The sequence below is a fragment of the Chryseobacterium sp. GTID13 genome, assembly GCF_056172655.1.
Window position 1 is genome coordinate 446,380 of sequence record NZ_JAOCMB010000005.1, and the last position, 19,534, is coordinate 465,913.

The window sequence follows — 19,534 nt, forward strand, 5'->3', positions numbered from 1 at the left end:
AGTAAACGAACACCAACAGTACACCAAGCCTGCAAACAGTCAATAACAAATTAATATGATACTATGAAAACAATACGGATCATCCTTCCGCTCCTGCTTGTTTCGGGAACTGTTTTTGCCCAGAAACCGGATGATAAAAATGCCCAGAACACCGATAAAGAACAGATTAAAGAAACGCTTTACAACTATATGGACGGAGTGGCTAACGGAGAACCGGAAAAGCTCCGGAAAGCATTTCATCCTGATTTTAATCTGTATACCGTAACTTCAGATACACTTTGGATCCGTTCGGGACAACAATATATCAATGCTATAAAACCGGGCAATAAAGTGAATAGAATCGGACGCATTATCTCGATTGATGTTGAAAAAGATGCCGCCATCGCAAAAGGGGAGATTGTAGTCCCGGGCTGGAGAAAATTTATTGATTATTTTTTACTGATGAAATATAAGGGAAGCTGGAAAATTGTACAAAAAAGTTATACCTGGTGGGATTTGCCCAAGAATTAACGGTATAGATAACAGGATTGCAGAAATAAGGATATTCAGATTAAAAGAATCATTATGGTAAATAAAATAAGGTTGACAATCATTCTTATAGCGTTGGGGTTTTGCTCATTATATGCCCAGCAGACTCTCTGGGCCCGTCAGCAGGACCAGACTCTATACAATATTCAGGATAGTGTGATGATCCGTACAAGAGACGGAGCGGAGATTTCTGCAATGGTTGTGCGCAAAAAAATGATAATGTTCCGCGACCTGTCGTATTACAGTTTACCATCTATGTGCGGGATCAGGGGCGGGATATGCAGTCGCTTAAAGAAGCTGCAGATAGGGGATATGTAGGTGTTATGGCTTACACAAGAGGAAAGCGTTTCAGCAAATCTGAGATTTATCCTTATGAAACCGATGGAAAAGATACCTATGACGTCATTGACTGGATCAGCAGACAGCCATGGTCTAATGGTAAAATAGGAATGTATGGAGGAAGCTACAATGGCTTCACACAATGGGCGGCAGCTAAAAATCTTCATCCTGCACTGAAAACAATTGTACCATATGTTGCCAACCGCCCCGGAATGGGGCTTCCCATGGAAAATAATATTTTTATCAATCCCAATTACGAATGGTCTTTTTATGTAGGCAGCAATAAATACCTTGACAATAAAACGGGAGATGACCGCAAAAGATTCCGAAATATGATGTTCAAATGGTGGGAAACCGGAGCAGCCTATAGTAAAATGGATAGTATTGATGGCACACCGAACCGCCTTTTTCAGCGGTGGATAAATCATCCCGCATTTGATAAGTATTGGCAGAATATGGCTCCCTATAAAGAAGATTTTGCCCGGATTAATATTCCTGTCTTAGCATTTGACGGTTATTATAATGATTCCCAGAATTCAGGAATTTATTATCTGCGAGAGCTCAATAAGTACAGTCCCCAGACGCCTGCTTATCTGGTGATTGGTCCTTATGGCCATTTCGGTACACAAATGGGAGGGCAGGAAATTATCAACGGATATACAGTCAGTAAAAATGCTTTATTTCCAATCAAGGAATACACGTATCAATGGCTGGATTATATTCTGAAAGGTGCTGAAAAACCTGCTTTTCTGAAAGATAAGATCAATTATCAGGTTATGGGAACAGATGAATGGCGAAGCGCTGCTTCACTGGAGGCTATGCATAATAGTTATTTGAAATTTTATCTGAGTGCTGCTAAAGTCAGCGATAACGAATATTTACTGAGTCAAAACAAACCTGAACCCAATAAATATTTGGTTCAGAAAGTAGATTTTGCGGACCGTACAATCAGCAATAATGATTATTATCCGGATCCTATTATTCGAGAAAGCGTTTCTGGTAACGGCTATATTTTTATAAGCGAACCTTTGGATGCCATGCTCGTGAACGGGTCATTCCTTGGAAATATAAAACTGAGCATCAACAAAAAAGACGTAGATCTGGGGCTAACCCTTTATGAACTCACACCGGAAGGAAAATATTTTCATCTTTCCTACTATATCGGCCGTGCAAGCTATGCCAAAGACAATACTAAAAGACAATTGCTGACTCCCGGCAAAAAAGAAACCATCACATTTGAAAATACACATCTGATCAGTAAGCAACTGCAGAAAGGAAGCCGATTGGTCATTGTACTGAATGTCAATAAAAATCCTTTCTCAGAACTGAACTACGGAACCGGAAAAACAGTAACTTCCGAAACCATTGCCGATGCAAAAGAACCGTTGGTGATCCGGTGGTTTAATGATAGTTTTGTTGAAATCCCTGTTTTGAAATAATTAAGGTAAGTTTCTTTAACAACTTCTAAAAGATAAATTATGTATATGAAAAAATATCTGATAATGATATTCTTAAGCTTTATAGCGCTAAGTTGCAGATCCGGAAAAATCTCTGACGCTGAGAGAAAAACTATTCTGGACGAACTTGACCACATCTATACCATTGACCAAAAATATGCAGGTATTCCTTTTCCTGAGTTGAAAGAAAAATATGGAGAAGAAAAAATGTGGGATGTATTCCTGAAAATGAGAGACAGTGTTGACCTTGAAAACCAAAATAAAATAAAAAGGCTTTATTCAAAATACGGCTACCTCGGATATGATAAAATCGGTGAAAAAGAAACCCAGTTTTGGATCTCAATTCAGCATGCGGATAATGATGTTCCGTTCCAGCAAGAAATGCTGAAAGTCCTGAAAAAAGAAATCAGGAAAAAAATGCTGACAGAAGCCATTACGCGATGCTGGAGGATAGAATTGCAGTCAATCAAAAGAAAAAACAACGGTTTGGCTCACAGGTAACGTATAACAAAATTGGGCAGGCTATTCCCAAATACGGACTTACAGACAGTACCCAGGTCGACAAATGGAGAGCTCAATACAATTTACCTTCTTTCAGAAAATATTATAACGATATGACCATTATGCATTTCGAAATGAATAAGAAACAGCTTAAAAAAGCGGGTATAACCGAACCGGTATTGTATAAATAAAATCTTGTTTTTATTACCTTTAGTACAAGCATAATTAAAAAGGTTAGAAGAATGTCAAAATTAACCGAAAACTTCGCCTGACATATGAAGCAAATGTCAAATAAATAAAAATCAAATGATTAGTTATTGATGATAAGATTTACAATTCTATCACAACGTTGTCATAACAAAAAAATTGAACATTATATCAATATTCATTCAGGAATAAACTTTAATATCCGGAATAGAACCCTAATGAAGACTCTCTTATCATTTTTGTCTTGAAGGCTGCAGGCTGTCTGACACCGCAGCGTTAACATTACCGCTGCTATTACCCGTATTGTTATTGCTCGTTTTTCTTCCGCCTATGTGAGTCTTTGTATTGATACTATCCTGTTTTGATGCACTGTCTTTTGAACTTTCGGATGCTGAAGATGCCGTATCAGTTTGACTGTTTTGCATATTAACAGATTCTGTAGTATTTCTTTCAGTTTCGTTTTTCTTACAGGCCAAAGCAGTAAAGCTAATGGCAATGAGGAATAAAAATAGATTTTTCATAAGCTGATTAATTGTGAATTAATGTTGAATTGGCTCTACACTTTCAAAATTAACAGTTACTTTCCGGAAATTATATGAGTGAAGTCATAATGCCTGCAAGGATGGTTAAAAATCCTGCTGAGGTAAAATATAATTCAATGTTGATCTGAAACTGTTAAAAATCAAGATGATATTGACGGCTCGGTTTATTGTCGAACCAATCCATATTCCATTGCCAATTTTATTGCTGTGCTTAAATTGGTGGTTTTGAATTTGACAATCAGATTTTTGCGATGGCTTTCTACGGTATGAGGGCTTATGCATAATTTATCTGCTATCTGGATGGTGGTAAGACCTAAAGATGCTTCTAGCAAAATTTCTTTTTCCCGGCGGGTTAATTTAGGTACCGCATTGAGCCCGGAATTCGTTTTCATCTCTACAATTCTTTTGGTTTGGTTGCATAAGAACTTCTCCCCCTTAAGTATGGTCTGTATTCCTGAAATTATTTCTGTGACCAAAGCATTTTTCTGGATGTATCCCATAGCGCCTTCCTCTAAGGTGCTGTTAATGACTGCAAATTCATTGTGCACACTCAAAATAATGATTTGAGTGTCAGGATATTTTTTTAATATAGGCTGAATCAGATCTATACTGTTCCCATCGGAAAGATTAATGTCTAATAGCAGCACATCCAGACTCTGTTTTTCTAATCCTGCAAAAAGCTCACTTGCAGAAGAATAGCACCCGACTACGGAAAAACCTTCTTGCTGGGAAAGGATATTTTTTAAGCCTTCAAGCAATAATGGGTGGTCGTCGGTTATAGCGATTTTAGTCATAAATTTATTTATTTTGGAAATTTGATTTCAATATTGGTTCCTACATTCATCTGGGATTCTATATGCATAGTACCTTTCAGGAATTCAACGCGGGAACGGATATTGTGAAACCCTGCAGAATGCGAGTGATTCAAAGTATTTATATCAAACCCTTTTCCATCATCCTCCACGATAATGACATATTCGGATTCATTTTCAATGAACTGAATAATGATCTGGCTTGCGTTAGCGTGCTTTACGGCATTGTTCACCAGCTCCTGAATGATCCTGTAGGCAAGCAGCTGGCTTTCTAAGGGTAATTGATTGGAATAATACAGAAACTGAACATCAACATCCAGCTTCGGAGTAGTCATCCTGGAAACATATTCCATCAATGTTTCCTGAAGTCCATACTTCAGGAGCAGATCCGGCATGAGATTATGCGCAACGTGCCGAAGCTCGTCAACTGCTATATCGATCTGTTCCATTGATCTTTCTATTTGCAGCTGATGATCAGCATTGGATTTATCCTTTAATAAGAACAGATTCATTTTGGTTCCGGAAAGCAGACTTCCCAGGCCGTCGTGCAGATCCCGGGCAATTCTTCCCCGTTCCTGTTCCTGTCCTTCCAGCATCACCGTAAGATTGGATATTTTTGAGTCCTGTATGATTTTTTCCATCTCGAGAAGATGTAGTTTCTCTTTTTGCTTTATGCCTTTTGCCCTTTGAAAATAGGCATACAGCAGTAAGATGAGCAGTAAAGAAACAGAGGCCGTCAGCCCGATATAAAATGTATTGGTTTTCTCTTTGTAGTCAATACGGGCTTTGTAGAGATCTACTTCACGTTTTCTGTTAAAAGATTCCAGCTGGGATAAACGGAGTTCCTGTGCTTTTTTACTGTTCTCCATTTCAGTAAATTCCAGTTTTCTCAACTGGTTTTCCTTCGTGAGTTCCAGGTTTTCCAATTTCTGGGCCTGCTGTAAACTATGCCAGCTCATTTCTTTGAGCCGCTGTTCCTGCTTTTCAGATGCCAGTTGTAACCTTAGCAATTGCTGCTTTTGCTTTTCCCTTTCATACTGGGTTTCCAGCTGTTTACCCAAAGCAGCACTTTTTTGATCATACACTTTTTTGAAGGTCTCCAAGTAAGCTTTTTGGTAGAATATAGCTTCTTTAAAATTATTTTCATCCTCAAACAGCTTCGAGAGATTTTCAAAAATCGACAGCTTGATATTCAGATCAGTGACTTTATCATATTCAGATTCTGCAAGGGCTGCCAAAAGATATTGTTTTGCTTCTTCTTTATTACCATCCTGTAAGGCTACTTCTGCCAGAAGACCATTGGCAGAGGCTACATGGTCGTGATTTCCTGTGGCGATCCCCTGGGTTTTAGCTAAATTGGCATAATAAAGTGCCTTATCTCTGTAAGATTCCGGGAAATAATTTAAATATAAATTGGCCAGATTGATGGCTACAAAAGAGAGGTTGGAAGGAATGGGGATATGGGCCTTATTGGCTTTATAGGTCTCTACTGCTTTGATGTAATAAGACTCAGCCTGATGGATAAAGGCCTTATCAGAAGTGGATTCGTAGCGTTTCTCGTACATATATCCCATGGCCATATAAGCATCGAATAAGTTCATAGGATCATTCTGCTTTTGGGCAATTTCCAGCGATAGCTTGCTGTACTTCTCCTGAAGCTGATAATCGTTCCAATCGGCATAAATACTGTTTAATTCCCGGTATACAGACGCTTTCCTGGTATTTAAAGTTTCAGAGTAAGGTGCTTTTTCATAAGATGATAAAGCTTTTAAAAAATAACGAACCGCTTCAGCTTTCTTCTGATTACGTTCCTGGATCCAGCCAAGCCCGTAGGATACATAGCCTTTTGTTTCCAGATCTTTTGTTTTTTCTTTATAAAGCTGGGCAAGCCTGGAAGCATTTTCATAGGCCCTGACATTATCCAGCAGTCTGTAATTGATTGCTGAAATAATGTATAAATAAGCAGCATACTTTCCATCTGCCAGCTTTTTGGCATAAGCAATATTTTCATTTAAAATGGCAAAAGCTTTATCCTCCTGATTATTAAAAAAAGTGCCTGTGCATACTTTCCGGTAATCATCATTCGCTGCGTGCTTCCCGGTTTATACTTTTTATATTGCTGTTCCAGGCTGTTGTGCAGTTCCTGGGCAGATGCAGCCTGACCAGCTAATACAAGACATATAAAGATAATTGGAGCGCGCAAAAAAGAAAAAAATTGATCAGCATTGTATGGTTTGTAAGCGCTGCAAAGTTATTACTTTGCTATTTCTCACCGGGCATGTTATATCATCAAATATGACCGGTTCACATTTACAGCCAAAAATCGTTATTGTTTTCAGGTTTTCCAATCCCTGCTTTCAGCTAATTTTGGGTAAAATTTTACATTTTTTCTTTTTAAATAGGGCATGTAGACTAAACTGGCTGAAAAAAGGGATGTCTTTCAAACCTATTTTTTTACAAATTTGCTCTTTATTTGTGGAAGCAAATTATTTAAGATTTCAGCTGCAAAAATAATCAGGAAAAGTGATGAAATCAGTTTCAGAAATCAGCGTCTTAAGACAGCATAGAATAAACAAAAGAGCAAAATAATGAAGAGAACAATTTTAATTTTTTTACCCTTAATGATGGTGATATCCTGCAAAGATAAAATACAGGAAACAAAAAAGAGGTAAAACATCCTCAACAGGAAGTTCAGTCCGGTAAAAAATTAAAAGATCCGGAGCCCAATCCGGTTGAAGAGGCAAATGAAGATTTTGGAATCCTTTTACCCAAAGAATACCGGGATTTTGGGAACGAAAACGAAGTGAATGCCCTTAAAAAACACTGGTTGGATTTATATCAGAAGGACGGAAAATTTTATCTGGGTAAGGCAAATTATACCATTACAAGAGGATATTCCGAATGCTCAGGAGACTCTACCAGAATTATTAATTCTAAAAATAACAGCCTTTTACTACTAGGTAATCCGCGATTGACACAAGGGGAAATAAAAACAGTTAAAATCCTGAAAAATAAAATCTGGCCAAAAGAAAAATTAAAATTTCATTTCGGAGATCAGGAGTATACTTTGCGTGCAGAAGGAAAAGTGCTTTCATCAGAAAAAGTGCACACCGATGAAGGCGAAGAGCTCTATCAGAATGTAAAAGATTATAAGCTCTATCTGTCAGCGGGTAATTCTCCGGAAACCTTATTTTTAGAGGAAGAATCATTTAACGATACTTTTGTAGAATTACTTTTCATAGGAGATATTGATAAAGATGGGAAACCAGACTTTATTTTCGGTGCCAACCGGGATTATGAAGAGGAAAGGGTGATCCTATATCTTTCTTCCAAAGCAAAAAAAGGAAAACTGATTAAAAAAGCAGCTGAAGTTGCCATTCAGTTTGACTGCTAAGACTCAATACAACAATTTTTATTTTCAAACCCTAAGATCACAAATTAGCTGAAAACAGGGATTTTTTGCCATTGCGATTTTACAGACCTTTGGCAACGTCATTTCGGCACAAAAAAACACAATGATGAAAATTTTTCAAGTGTCCGGAAAGATATATCAGAACTATGATAAAACACTGGAAGCTGTTCTTTATGGCTTTTATGTATATCTAAATCTTTTTTAAAATGAAAAAATTATTTACATCAGCGGTTTTCGCCCTGATCATAAGCATTCACACCAACGCACAGGAAAAAATCTATTTTGATGAAAACTGGGAGAAAACCACTCAGAGCAAGATGGAATTTTACCGGGAAACCGAAAATAGAGGAAAACTCATTTTAATCAAGGATTTTTATAAAAACGGAACGCTTCAGATGGAAGGACTTGTTTCGGATGCTACACCGGGAAGCGAAGTATATGAAGGTCAGGTTACCTGGTACAATGCAGAAGGTAAAGTTTTAAGTACAGGAACATTCTCGGGCGGTAACCAGGTTGGACCCGCTAAAACTTTTGATGAGCAGGGAAGAATTCTGGAGGATTTGGTTTATAAAGCAGACGGTAATTTTACAGGCAAACTCTACAATTATAAAAATCCGGAAGAAATGTCTTATTATAACACGGTTACTACCTATGAAACTCCCGATAGCTTCAAATCCGTTGTTTATGATGAGGATATTAAAGGAATCCGTTATGAAACTGTAAGTAACAGCAATACAGGAGCGTTCGAAACCAAATTTTATGGTGAAAAAGGAAAATTTATCGGGGTAAACAGTTCCGGAAATTCTGCTGATAAAATAACGGTAGAGTACTACCAGGATCCTATGAAGGTGTCCAAAATTGAAAAGCAGAATAAAGAAGGAGTAGTAACAGAAAGTATCATCTACTCCACAAAAGGTGAAATTCTGCAGGAAGAAAAGAAAAACAAGAAAGGAGGCTATAAAAAAACGTATGATGAAACAGGAAAGCTGATAGGCAATCTTACCTATATCTATGATAAAGAAACCGAATCTTACAAGCCTCAGGATGGAGAAGATTATCAGTTCAATTATAATTTTTCCGGTTTTGTTACCATTGAGTCTTATAAAAATGGTTTTGCGGTCCTGAAAAAATATTTTGATGAAAACGGGAAATTATCTTCCGAACAGGTACTGAAAGATGAGATGACCCAGGAGATCAGGTATTATTATCCGGACGGGAAACCAAAAGGTGCGGTGACCTATAAAGATGACATGCCTTATAACGGTACCCTGTATGAGGGACTTGTAGAGCAGCATTATAAGGATGGCGTTTTAGTGCATTCCAGGTATTTCAGAGACGAAGAAAATTTAAAAGCAGAAACAAAAATTAATGCAGATCAGACGGTATATAATTCTACTGTTTATGATGAAAAGGGGGCTATTGCCTATACCTACAGCCAGCCGGTAGGGCAGGATAGTGGTTTCACAGCACAGATTGTACAGTATGCCAAAGGAAAACCTGCCAATAAAGCAGTTGTAAAAGACGGTATCCTTCAAAGCGGAAAAATTAAATATAAATCCGAATACGGTTTGAAAGAGCTGGAACGCAGCGGAAAATGGGTTCTGGTAAAAGTTTTTAATACTGAAGGAAAATTAATTCAGGAATCCAAAGTCCTTGCGGAAGAGGGAGAGCAGGATTCTTATAATTCATTAAATACACAGATTACAGAGGCTGATCTTCAGTATGAATTTTTTGAACCTATATAGCTTATTTAATAACTATTCAAACATCCACAACATCACACAGACTATATAAAAGGATGCTGTAAAGTTTGAACGATGCCTTTTAGCAGCATTGATACTTTAAGCTAAAAAAACTAATAACCAGGAAACTCCAATCATAAAAAGCCAGCAAACTGCAGGAAAGCACTTACCAAATTGAAACAAAAACATAAAGGACATCATAGTTTTTCAAAAAACATTATCCAACTCTTTTTCCTGCGGTTTGGGTGGATATCTAACTGAAACTGTAAAGCTTGTTCAAAAAATTATAGTGGGGAGATGATAGTAATGCTATTGTAATCTCCCGGAAGTTCATTATTTCAAATAAAGCTCCCAAATAATACCCGGGAGCTTTATTGTAATTATGTTTTTTTTGTTTCAGATGTATTACAGGCTTTTGTTGGAAGCATGATCCTCAGGCCAGGCAAAACCGACTCCGCCATGCTTGTATCTGTTGGTTTCAAGATAAAAAGTATTTACACCCTGAAGGCCAACTCCTGCATAATAGACGAATTTGTCAACATATTCCTGATACTCACCAAACTCCCGGTATTCCGAATGCAAATCCATAAGGTTTTTTAATTCTTCATTATGAATGCGTAAAGCTTCTGCGCAGGCATCCTCCAATGAAAGATTATATTCTTGCTGCAATACAAAAATCAGGTTAAATACCTCTGTGCCTTTTGCCATTTCTTTCGGAAGGGAATGGATGTCATTTTGCCAGGCCACCACGAGTGTCATATGGGAGATCATTTTTTGTACTACGATATGCTCAAAGATATGCTGTGGCAATACAAGTCCCGATTCAATTTCGCCAAGGATAAGATAAGGACGCATAAGAACGGAATACTCCCGGATCGTTTTAAAAAGATTCAGGGAAGGGGGGCGGTGGGCTATTTTGTAAGGAAACTCCAATTCTATTCCGTATCTGAAAGACTGATAGAAATAGTAAATGAAGCGTTCCATCCACAGATCCGGCATGAAAGCACGAAATTCATCCCGGATCATTGCCATATGATGATAAAGGGCATTTTCTTCCGGAGCAGGCTCGGCACCTCTGAGAATATCTGTACAACGGGTTCTTAACTGCTGAATTTCCTCAAGGGATAAATGCTCTACCTGATCGTCGAGCGCAACGTACTGGAGCATGAACCTGTTGCAGGGAACGGCCTGTTCGTAGGTTAAATCCGGCCACATACGGGCAGTACACCTGTGAAGTCTCATTTTTTTATAAATTTCGCGCTGTTTTTCCGTTAAAAAGGTATAATCATTGTCAATCCAGTTATCCATATCCTTTCCCATTTGTTCCTCATGCGAATTGATAAGATCAGGCCAGGGATAAAACCCCCGTGGTAAATAATCCGAGCTGTTAAATTGTTCTGGTGTCATTTTTATTTGTTTAGGGATATTTGTGTTGTTTTGTTAATTTCTTTGGACTCATGCGATGGGGCATTTAGCTTTTCCCTGAGTTCCTCTGTATTGGGAAATTCCATGGCATTGTAACGGGCCAGTTTCGTAGAGATATTTTTCCAGCCGCTTAGTACCATACTCATATAATGCACCCAGTTCACTACGGCTTCATGCCAGATGCCAAAATCAGGAAGGGAAGCCTGCAGAGTTACAAATTCTTTCAGGTCTTCGTTGTGAAGGCGCAGATCTTCAAGACATGCTTCTTCCAGAGAGATTCCCCGCTCGTTCTGGATAACTTTGACAATATTGTAGTAAATACTTCCGGTGGCTTCATCTTTTGTCACAGACTGCACCTCATTGAAAAATGTGACGAGATGACAGGCCAGAGCCTGCAGCCGCCGGACAACAGGGTGGTCATGTACTTCCGGGGGTAATATAATGCCCGTTTCCACCTCTGTAAGCTGTAAAAAAGGGTATAGGCAGATAGAATCTTCTCTTAAAGCTATGCAGTCTGCTACCGTTGGAAACTTTTTATTTCTTTTGTATTCCAGTTCAGTTTTCAATCCTTCAAAATATCTGCTGATCATCCGGCTGAAACGAAGGATAGACTCCTGTGGTATAAACTGTAGCAGCTCCTCCCTGAGCGAGGCAAGCATTTTGCCTAATGGTATTCCGGATTGCCAGGCGGTGATTTCCCCGTTCAGTATCGCAATTGACTGAGCATGTACATAATCAATATTTTCCGGTTCTTCTTCCTCATATAAGTCATCGTTATAAAGAGTCCAGAGCATCAACCTGCAGATCGGTTTAAACCTTTCTATCGGAGCTGTAGGAAACCACTGGGCTGCAATGTGTGCGGTCAGGGTCTTTTTGTACTTTTTACGGATTTGGGGATTGTTTTTATAGATCCAGAGATATTCCCCATCGATCCATTCGTTTTCTGTGATCTGCTGCAGTTCGTCTGCATGGGGATTTTTAAGGGTGGGGAAAGGGTACCTGAACTTGCTCGTGAGCAGTTCAAGCGGATTAAAATTTTCATTACTCATGATTTGTAGTTTTAATGGTTATCGTTTATTTATCTATACGTTATTATACTTAAAAATGCAATAACGGAAATACGCGTTGCCTGATTGACGTATTATGCTAAATAATAGTCAGATACAATCATGAATTATGTTTTAAATTTACTATTTATTTTTATTGTTTTAAAATAAATATTTAAATTATGTAATGATTTTAATAATTGATAGTAAAATTAGAATCCCCCGTTTTGTTTGGGAACAAATTTCTCTCTCATCATCTGAGTAATGGTATAATGATGGTCAGGGGGATTGCTAATCTAAAATAAGTTACAGTAGTTAATGATAAGTGTTCCTTTAATTTTGGAATTTCACAAAATCAAGGTAAAAACTTGGATTTCCTGCATTAAAACTGCCTGGAATAATACCGTTGGTTTTAACGGCCAGAACGGTGTAGGTTCCCGGAGTAGAAAAGTATAACACCCGGTTCTGGTCTCTTGGGGCCATATAAACAGCCGTATTGGAAGTACAGTAGCTTTTCCATACATCTCCGATTCCGTTAATGTAGAAGGTGTAATCGTTACAATCGGAATTTATGGCAATACCGCTGCGGAAAAAATACCATCCTTTGGCAGGAATTACTACAGAAATCCCTGTTGGCAGATTCCCTCCTCCCGTAGCTCCGGTAAAAGGATTAGCCAGTGTTCCTGAATAAGAGGTCCAGTTGTTGGCAAATGCAGTAGTAACAGTTGATGACCATGTAGCCAGACCATTGGCATCACTGGTTAGTACGTAGCCTAGCTGCTGGGTTCCGTCTTTAATCTGCAATGCGCCATTTGTGGTGCCATTGTCTATGACTATTTTGGAATTGCCTGCTCCTGTGGGAACTGTATTGGTGCCTACCAGGACTTTTCCGCTTCCGTTGATGCTCAGGTTATTTCCGCCTGTGGCGATATTGGTTGGCTGAGATAGGGTGCCACCTAATTTAACGTCAGTGCCTGACATGGAAAGGCCGTTACTGGCTGTGATATTGTTATTGATGATGGTAGTTCCGTTGCCACTACCTCCTTCAAGCTCTGTGATTGACATAAATCCTATACCCGGATTTAGTTGAGCGGTTCCGGCACCACCCAATCTTACTTTTACTGATGTGTCTACAGTAGGTCTGAAGATAGCATAGGCTTCCGGTTGTCCTCCTATTGTGGTTGCAGGATAATTATTTATCGCGTCAACAACTCCAGTGGTACTGGAAGGGAGTACGGAATTGTTAGAAGCATCAACCCATTCGTAAACGAAAAAACCACCTGCCAGAGAAAAATCTGTAACATGCAGCTGGCAACGTAAGACATAGGTTTTGCCTGCTTTTAAATTGAAGACGCCGGCGCTGTAAGTAATATTGTTGGAGGCAATTACAGATCCAAATGTTACATCGGATCCTGTTGATATAGATTGTGCTGCATTAGGCTTTACAATAATATAATCACCTGTTGAAGAAGAGCCCAATGAAACTACTTCCCATGTAGAGTTGGCTCCGGTAAGCCCTGTATTAATTAGCTGGGCACTCTGATTTGGAGGTATGGAAATATTTGCATTCCCGTTGATCGTTTCCGGTGCTGCGGAATTAACTGTGATGGTAAAATTTGTATTATTTTTAATGGTATATAGTCGTCCCTTGAAATTTCCTACGCCGCTGATGGCTGCCGGAAGGTTGAATACAGCATTTGCGGTACCATTGTAAGAAACATGGAAGTCTGTTGAGCTTAAATTGTAAGTGGCTGTATTAATTGCAGTGTAGCTGGCCGCTACAGATCCGTTAATGTCTATGGTTGATCCGGGATTTGGGGTGTTTATTCCTATATTCCCTGTTTGCGAAAATACAATAGATGAGGTTGCCAGCCCTAATATCTGTCCCAATTTTGTAATTTTTTTTAACATTTACTTTAGTTTTAAATTTTTTAATTCCCGAACATTATTGATGAGATGCAGTAGTTATCAAACTGCTTTATGAATCATAATTCTGTATTAATTGATTGTTAAATATTGTTTATTTAATTAATATTTAGCTTAATTTTTAAATTATAATTATTCATAATGTAAAAGTATAGAAATGTTCTACGAAAAAACAGGTTTTTTCGTAGAATAAACTAAAGGTTAATGTAGAAAATTTTCTACGTATTGGGATGTATGGGTGGTTTGCAAAAATCAGGTAATATAGGTTTGGTGTAATTTAATGAGATCTGCTAAATTTTTGGTTTTGAGCTTGTTATGGATTCTTTTTTTATAGGTGCTGATCGTTGGCATCTGAATCCCCATTTTATTGGAGATTTCCAGATTACCGTTACCGTGGACCATCAGGATGAAAATTTCATATTCCCTTGCGGATAAATTTTTTATAGCATCCAATGGAGACTGTTGGAGGAGCTGCTGTACAATGGATGACGGATAATAAAAACCATCAGAAAATATTTTGTTGACGGCATCTGATATTTCCTCAGATTTGCTGAGTTTGCTGATGTACCCGTTGGCACCTGCTTTTATGTACTGTACGGCTACTTCTTCTTCATAAGCCGAAAATATCAGGATTTTTATGTCGGGATCCAGCGCTTTAATTTCGGTGATCATTTTTTTGTTTTTGCTTTCCGGCATATTGATGTCCAGGATCACAAGATCGTATTTCTGCTTTGATATTTTTTCCAAAGCTTCCGGGTAATCTTCGGCCTGGTCTATCACCACATCCTGGATTTTGGATTCCAGAATCATACTTGTGCCTACTAAAACGATCTCGTGATCATCGGCAATGAGGATATTCTTAATCATATTTTTTATTGGTTAAAATGAGTTGGAATGAGGTTCCTTTTACTGTATTTTTTTGAAAGCAATTCTGCCTTCGATCATCTGAAGCAGCTGAAGGACGAGGTGAAGCCCCATTCCGTATTTTTGGAGTAATAACTTTTCGTTTTCAATATTGTCCTGAAGCTTTGTGTAATATTCTATTTTCTTTTCATCCATTCCAATACCGGTGTCGGTTATCAGCAGGGTAATAAGGTCTTTGTCGGTGCCGCTTTCTATTGTTATCGTTCCGTTTTTTGTGAATTTTACGGAATTATCCAGCAGGTTATGGACAATGGCAGCCAATATATTTTTGCTGATCCATACCATTAATTTTTCGTCTACTTTGTTGATAATGTTTGTGTTGTGGTTTTCTGCGATGGCATTAAAAAGAATCCTTTTTTCTTCTATCAGATTATATAAAGAATAAAGTTCCCTTTTATCGGAACGGTGATGGGTATAGATATCCGCATATTCTTTTAAAGTAATGGTGAAATTATACAGCTGATCCGAGGATTTGTAGATAGAACTCAGGATCTTTCCACTTTGCTGGCTGCTCAGTTCATTTTGATTCAGAGCTTCTTTTGCTGTGAGGGCGATGAATTTTACAGGGGTTGTGATATCATGGGTAATAGTTCCGATAAGTTTCTTTTGCTGCTCAATTTCTTTATGAAGTTTTATTTTGGTGACTTCGAGCTTTTCAACAGTATCAGAAAGGCTTTTGGTACGGGAGCTTATGATTTCTTCCAGTTCGTGGTTTTTCTTTTTCAGAACATGCAGCCTCCATTTTACCAGAAAGTATAAAAAGAGCAATATAAGGGATGAAATAAATATCTTGAACCATACAGTCTGATAAAAATAAGGTGGAATAATGATGTTTATTTTTCTGTAAATGTATTCTCCCTTGTCGGAAACCAGCATTCTTACTACAAAAGAATGGTTTCCATAGCTAAGATTTGAAATGGAGAATTTTCCGTCTTTTCCTACAGGCTCCCAAATGCTACCGGACGTTCCGTTCAGTTTTGCTTCTATCACCAGATTGTCGGGATCTGAATAATAGGGAACGTCAATGAAAATATCAATACGGTTGGATTCCGGTTTTACATTGAGTGTCTTCTGGAAATGCTGCTCTTTATTATCTATAACAGCTCTTTCTATATAAACATCCCTGGGATAATAGCTTTTTACCTTTGCCGGATTAAAGAAAACCAGGCCATCCAGAGAAGGAAGTACAAATTCACCGTTTGTCAGCCTGTTGCCGCAATTATTACTGCCTCCGTTGAATTCATTGGTATTGAAACCCGATTCTTTTGAGAACCGATAATAATTAATTTTAAATTTTCTATCATGAACATACCGGAGCAGCTGGCTTTCCGAAACCTTGTAAAGCCCGTTGTTGGTGGAAACCCAAAAAATCCGTTCCGATCCTCCAAGATAGTATGGGAAGAGGAAATATTATTGTCCGAATCATAAGGCATCTTGATGAGGTGGTCGTTTTTCAGCAGATAAAATCCCTTCCCTGAAGTGGTGATCCAGAAATTGCCATCTCTGGATTGTATGATGTTGCGGATAGATAATCCGGTATTCGGATTTAATTTGATTATTTTATTCGTCTTTAATGAGATTTTGTATAAACCTTGCGTTGTGCCGGCCAGCAGATGATCTTTATCAAATTTCAGGAATTTGGTAGGTTCGTCATTAAAGGAAAATCTTTTCTTTAATGTTTTGAACGAAAGGTCATTGTATACCATAAGAACCCCTTTGTATCCAATGGTTCCGTCCGTTTTTTCAAGAGCTTCAAAAGTATAGTACCTTTTTGCATCGAAAAAAAGTCTATTAAAATAATATTCCGTTTGGAAATCATTTTTGCATAAGCTTTCTTTTTCTGATACAGCAGCAGGTCAGTTGCTTTGCGGGCAATAATGTTATCTTCCTGATCATAAGCCAAAAAGAATGGAACAATGCTTTTGAAGTGCTTATCTTCTACAAGTCCGTTTCGGTTGTATACCTCTCCGAAAGTATTGATTACAGATGAGCTACCGTATGGTAAAGTAGCATAAAAAACAGATTCAGGCTTAGAAGGAGGTCTCCGGACAGTGGTAAAGTCTGTAAAGCTGATGATCTGCAGTCCATAAGTGCTGCTTCCCAGATAAAGCTTTTTATAAGTTTTGTCATAATACATGCTGATGATATTTTTAGTAATATCAGTGAGCTGCACAAGTTTTGATACTTTGAACCGGTTGTCTTTATACTCGCACCGGTAAATGCTGTTTCCGTTTAATATAAAAACCTGGTTATTGACTCTGCTCCAGTAAATTTTGCTTTTAGCATCGGTTAATAGCGGTTCATTATAAGAGCTAACGATTTTTCCCCTTTCAATTTTCTGAATATTTTTTGACTGATAATCAATAAAGAACACAGACTTATCGATCACGAATATTCTGGCAATATTTTTATATTTTGCTTTTATATTCAGATTTTCTTCTGCTTTAGAAAGATTATTGATGTATTTAATAGAATTTTCCCTTATAAAATAAATGCCTTCCTGACAGGGAAAATAAAGGTTTATACCGGGAGATGTGGTATAGATATAATTAGAACAGTATAAAAAGTAATTGACGTTGTCCCTGGATATAAAATCGATATTTCTTTTTGAAGTTTTTGTGACGTTTGGAGACCTTTTGTTGATAAGTAAGATTTTCCCGGAATCTCCTGTGGTAAAAATGCTGTCTTTTTCAGGATAACCGTAGAAAAATGTAACCCTTTGGTTGTTTAGCGGAAAGTTTTTATAAACCACAAACTTCATTCCATCATACCTTACAATTCCGTTTTCGGTTGTCAGCCATATGAAGCCGTATTTGTCCTGTATGATATCCTTTACACTGTTCTGCGGGAGGCCGTTGTCAGTATTATATAACTGAATATTATATTGTTGACTGTAAATAATGGAAAAGATAAAGATGAAAACGGAGGAGATATACTTTTGCACAGATCATATTATTAGCCTGGTACAAAGATATTGCGGAATACATAATATTAAATGCTTTGGGAAACTTTTTATTGTAAAATTTTTGAATAAAAATCATTATTATTGATAGAAAGTTGTTAAACTTGGCTTAATATTTCTTTTTTACTGAGTTACTCCTTACTTTTTTTATTACTTTCCATAAAAAAACCTTAGATTAAAAATCTAAGGTTATTATTTCTGATGATCTATTGTCTAGCTTAATATATCACACGGGGCTACACAGATTACCCAAGGGCATCTTTTTATTCCCGGAGGTGGGCAGCATGCTTCAGAGCAGCTGAGTGCACTGCCGTTTATACTCTTCAACTGGTCTCTTGAAATTTTCTTAAAATTTTTCATAATAATAGTAATTGGGTTAAATTTTAGAAATTAAGGCTGGTTTCCGCCACCACATCCATCGTATGGTCTGCATTCCCATTTTCCGTTGATTAAGCATAATTGGCCGCCTGTACAGTTGATCCCGCCTTTAATTGCTTTCATTTCCTGTCTGTTGATTTTTTTAAATTTTTCATAATAATAGAGTTTAGTTCTCTTCGAAATTAATAAATTTTAGTCAATTACCATGTGTTATTCTGAAAAAATATTTAACTTGAGTAGATGTGTATTCGCTGATATTTTGCTTCAAACCTGCAGATATCAACCGATATATGCTTGTAAAAATTTTAAAAAAGTTTTTTTAAACAGATCTGTAAAAAATAATTTCCGGGATGTATAAAATCTTGTCCTGTGGCAAGTTACCTTTCACAATGACTGGTTAAATTTGATTCAAAGTTTTTTAATTAACCAAAATCTAAAATAATATGGAAAATGTATTAAAATCCAAACGGTTTTTTAAGCTGATGATGATGGTCATCATTATGCTTGCAGGGTCACAACAAGTGTACGGACAAAAACTAAAACCCTCGGAAAGCGGTTATGCACCTGTTAACGGCATTAAAATGTATTATGAAGTGTATGGCAAAGGCAAGCCTGTTGTTTTGCTGCATGGAGCTTTTATGACGATCGATACGAATTGGGGGCAGCTGATCCCGGAACTGTCAAAAAACAGAAAAGTTATTGCCGTCGAATTACAGGGGCATGGCCATACGCCGTTTTCTGAAAGGAAATTATCACATACCACTTTAGCCAGTGATGTGGCAGGAGTGATGGATTATCTGAAAATTGATAAGGCAGATGTAGTAGGGTACAGCTTTGGCGGAGCAATAGCTTATCAGTTTGCCATACAGAATCCCGGAAAATTAAATAAGCTGGTGATTATTTCCGCAGCCTATAAAAGTACAGGATGGATACCGCAGGTAAGCAGTGCATTTAAATCGATGAAGCCGGAACTTTTTACGAACAGCCCAATGCATACCGCCTACGATGCGGTGGCACCTGATAAAACAAAATGGACGCCATTTTTGGAGCAGATGATTGCCACTGCCGGGCAACCGTTTGACCTGGGAGATTCCAATATTTCCAAAATTTCCGCACCTGTCCTGATCATATCCGGAGACAATGACGGGCTTGATAAAGTAGAGCTTGCAAAAACCTATACATTACTGGGAGGAGGTATTTCTGCCGATCTGGCGCCTATGCCGAAGTCCCAGTTGGCAATTGTTCCGGGGCAGAGTCATGTGAGTCTGATGATGCAAACCGACACGATCCTGAACTATTTAAACAATTTTTTGAAGTAATTCTAAATTAACAA

At 37.9% G+C, this 19,534-nt stretch carries 20 protein-coding genes; 8 read left to right on the plus strand and 12 right to left on the minus strand.

The genetic code is table 11. The annotated features are described in order from the left end of the window. Positions 1–63: 63 nt before the first annotated feature. From N4G44_RS08025 to N4G44_RS08045, 5 genes are read left to right on the plus strand one after another with little or no spacing between them, the layout of a single operon-like run. Positions 64–510 (plus strand): nuclear transport factor 2 family protein, encoded by a 447-nt coding sequence (locus tag N4G44_RS08025; RefSeq protein ID WP_474925816.1) that lies wholly within the window; start codon positions 64–66, stop codon positions 508–510. A gap of 54 nt (positions 511–564) precedes the next feature. Further along, positions 565–846 (plus strand): hypothetical protein, encoded by a 282-nt coding sequence (locus tag N4G44_RS08030; RefSeq protein WP_474925817.1) that lies wholly within the window; start codon positions 565–567, stop codon positions 844–846. Next, a complete protein-coding gene (locus tag N4G44_RS08035; protein WP_474925818.1) occupies positions 807–2,306 on the plus strand; it encodes a CocE/NonD family hydrolase in 1,500 nt (499 codons plus the stop codon). Before N4G44_RS08030 ends, N4G44_RS08035 begins: the two co-directional genes overlap by 40 nt. A 45-nt stretch (positions 2,307–2,351) precedes the next feature. Continuing rightward, positions 2,352–2,825, plus strand: a complete 474-nt coding sequence (locus N4G44_RS08040) for a hypothetical protein (RefSeq protein ID WP_474925821.1) — start codon at positions 2,352–2,354, stop codon at positions 2,823–2,825. Continuing rightward, on the plus strand, positions 2,765–3,016 hold the full coding sequence (locus N4G44_RS08045) for a hypothetical protein (RefSeq protein WP_474925823.1): 252 nt from the start codon (positions 2,765–2,767) through the stop codon (positions 3,014–3,016). Before N4G44_RS08040 ends, N4G44_RS08045 begins: the two co-directional genes overlap by 61 nt. Before the next feature lie 249 nt (positions 3,017–3,265). Here the strand turns inward: N4G44_RS08045 and N4G44_RS08050 are convergent, their stop codons facing one another. From N4G44_RS08050 to N4G44_RS08060, 3 genes are all read right to left on the minus strand, one after another. Continuing rightward, a complete protein-coding gene (locus N4G44_RS08050; protein WP_474925826.1) occupies positions 3,266–3,553 on the minus strand; it encodes a hypothetical protein in 288 nt (95 codons plus the stop codon). Between the two features lie 185 nt (positions 3,554–3,738). Further along, entirely contained in the window at positions 3,739–4,368 is a 630-nt protein-coding gene (locus N4G44_RS08055; RefSeq protein ID WP_474925828.1) for a response regulator, read from the minus strand. An 8-nt stretch (positions 4,369–4,376) separates the two neighbouring features. Further along, positions 4,377–5,987 (minus strand): sensor histidine kinase, encoded by a 1,611-nt coding sequence (locus N4G44_RS08060; protein ID WP_474925830.1) that lies wholly within the window; start codon positions 5,985–5,987, stop codon positions 4,377–4,379. A gap of 1,226 nt (positions 5,988–7,213) precedes the next feature. Here N4G44_RS08060 and N4G44_RS08065 point away from each other — a divergent pair. Both N4G44_RS08065 and N4G44_RS08070 read left to right on the plus strand, forming a co-directional pair. Next, complete coding sequence (locus tag N4G44_RS08065) at positions 7,214–7,780, plus strand: hypothetical protein (RefSeq protein WP_474925832.1); 567 nt, start codon at positions 7,214–7,216, stop codon at positions 7,778–7,780. A 224-nt stretch (positions 7,781–8,004) separates the two neighbouring features. After that, positions 8,005–9,543, plus strand: a complete 1,539-nt coding sequence (locus N4G44_RS08070; protein WP_474925833.1) for a toxin-antitoxin system YwqK family antitoxin — start codon at positions 8,005–8,007, stop codon at positions 9,541–9,543. A 402-nt stretch (positions 9,544–9,945) separates the two neighbouring features. Here N4G44_RS08070 and N4G44_RS08075 read toward each other — a convergent pair whose 3' ends face one another. The 9 genes from N4G44_RS08075 to N4G44_RS08115 all read right to left on the minus strand — a co-directional run bounded on the left by N4G44_RS08075 (position 9,946) and on the right by N4G44_RS08115 (position 18,384). Next, complete coding sequence (locus N4G44_RS08075) at positions 9,946–10,947, minus strand: terpene synthase family protein (RefSeq protein WP_474925835.1); 1,002 nt, start codon at positions 10,945–10,947, stop codon at positions 9,946–9,948. A 2-nt stretch (positions 10,948–10,949) separates the two neighbouring features. Further along, the gene (locus N4G44_RS08080) at positions 10,950–12,014 is read right to left on the minus strand and encodes a terpene synthase family protein (protein ID WP_474925837.1); all 1,065 of its coding nucleotides are present in this window, start codon (positions 12,012–12,014) and stop codon (positions 10,950–10,952) included. A gap of 330 nt (positions 12,015–12,344) precedes the next feature. Beyond that, entirely contained in the window at positions 12,345–13,922 is a 1,578-nt protein-coding gene (locus N4G44_RS08085; protein ID WP_474925839.1) for an autotransporter outer membrane beta-barrel domain-containing protein, read from the minus strand. A gap of 267 nt (positions 13,923–14,189) precedes the next feature. Then, positions 14,190–14,804 carry a response regulator transcription factor gene (locus N4G44_RS08090; protein WP_474925841.1) on the minus strand — a complete coding sequence of 205 codons (615 nt, stop codon included), beginning with the start codon at positions 14,802–14,804 and terminating at the stop codon, positions 14,190–14,192. Between the two features lie 39 nt (positions 14,805–14,843). Continuing rightward, complete coding sequence (locus N4G44_RS08095; RefSeq protein ID WP_474925842.1) at positions 14,844–15,851, minus strand: sensor histidine kinase; 1,008 nt, start codon at positions 15,849–15,851, stop codon at positions 14,844–14,846. A gap of 212 nt (positions 15,852–16,063) precedes the next feature. Then, positions 16,064–16,567, minus strand: coding sequence for a hypothetical protein (locus N4G44_RS08100; RefSeq protein WP_474925844.1), 504 nt, complete (start codon positions 16,565–16,567; stop codon positions 16,064–16,066). Then, entirely contained in the window at positions 16,534–17,805 is a 1,272-nt protein-coding gene (locus N4G44_RS08105) for a two-component regulator propeller domain-containing protein (protein WP_474925845.1), read from the minus strand. Before N4G44_RS08105 ends, N4G44_RS08100 begins: the two co-directional genes overlap by 34 nt. A gap of 231 nt (positions 17,806–18,036) precedes the next feature. Next, positions 18,037–18,183, minus strand: a complete 147-nt coding sequence (locus N4G44_RS08110; protein ID WP_474925847.1) for a bacteriocin-like protein — start codon at positions 18,181–18,183, stop codon at positions 18,037–18,039. 30 nt (positions 18,184–18,213) lie between these two features. Beyond that, positions 18,214–18,384 (minus strand): bacteriocin-like protein, encoded by a 171-nt coding sequence (locus N4G44_RS08115; protein WP_474928305.1) that lies wholly within the window; start codon positions 18,382–18,384, stop codon positions 18,214–18,216. Between the two features lie 260 nt (positions 18,385–18,644). Here N4G44_RS08115 and N4G44_RS08120 point away from each other — a divergent pair, with 260 nt between their 5' ends. Beyond that, positions 18,645–19,520 carry an alpha/beta fold hydrolase gene (locus tag N4G44_RS08120; protein ID WP_474925848.1) on the plus strand — a complete coding sequence of 292 codons (876 nt, stop codon included), beginning with the start codon at positions 18,645–18,647 and terminating at the stop codon, positions 19,518–19,520. Positions 19,521–19,534: the final 14 nt, after the last annotated feature.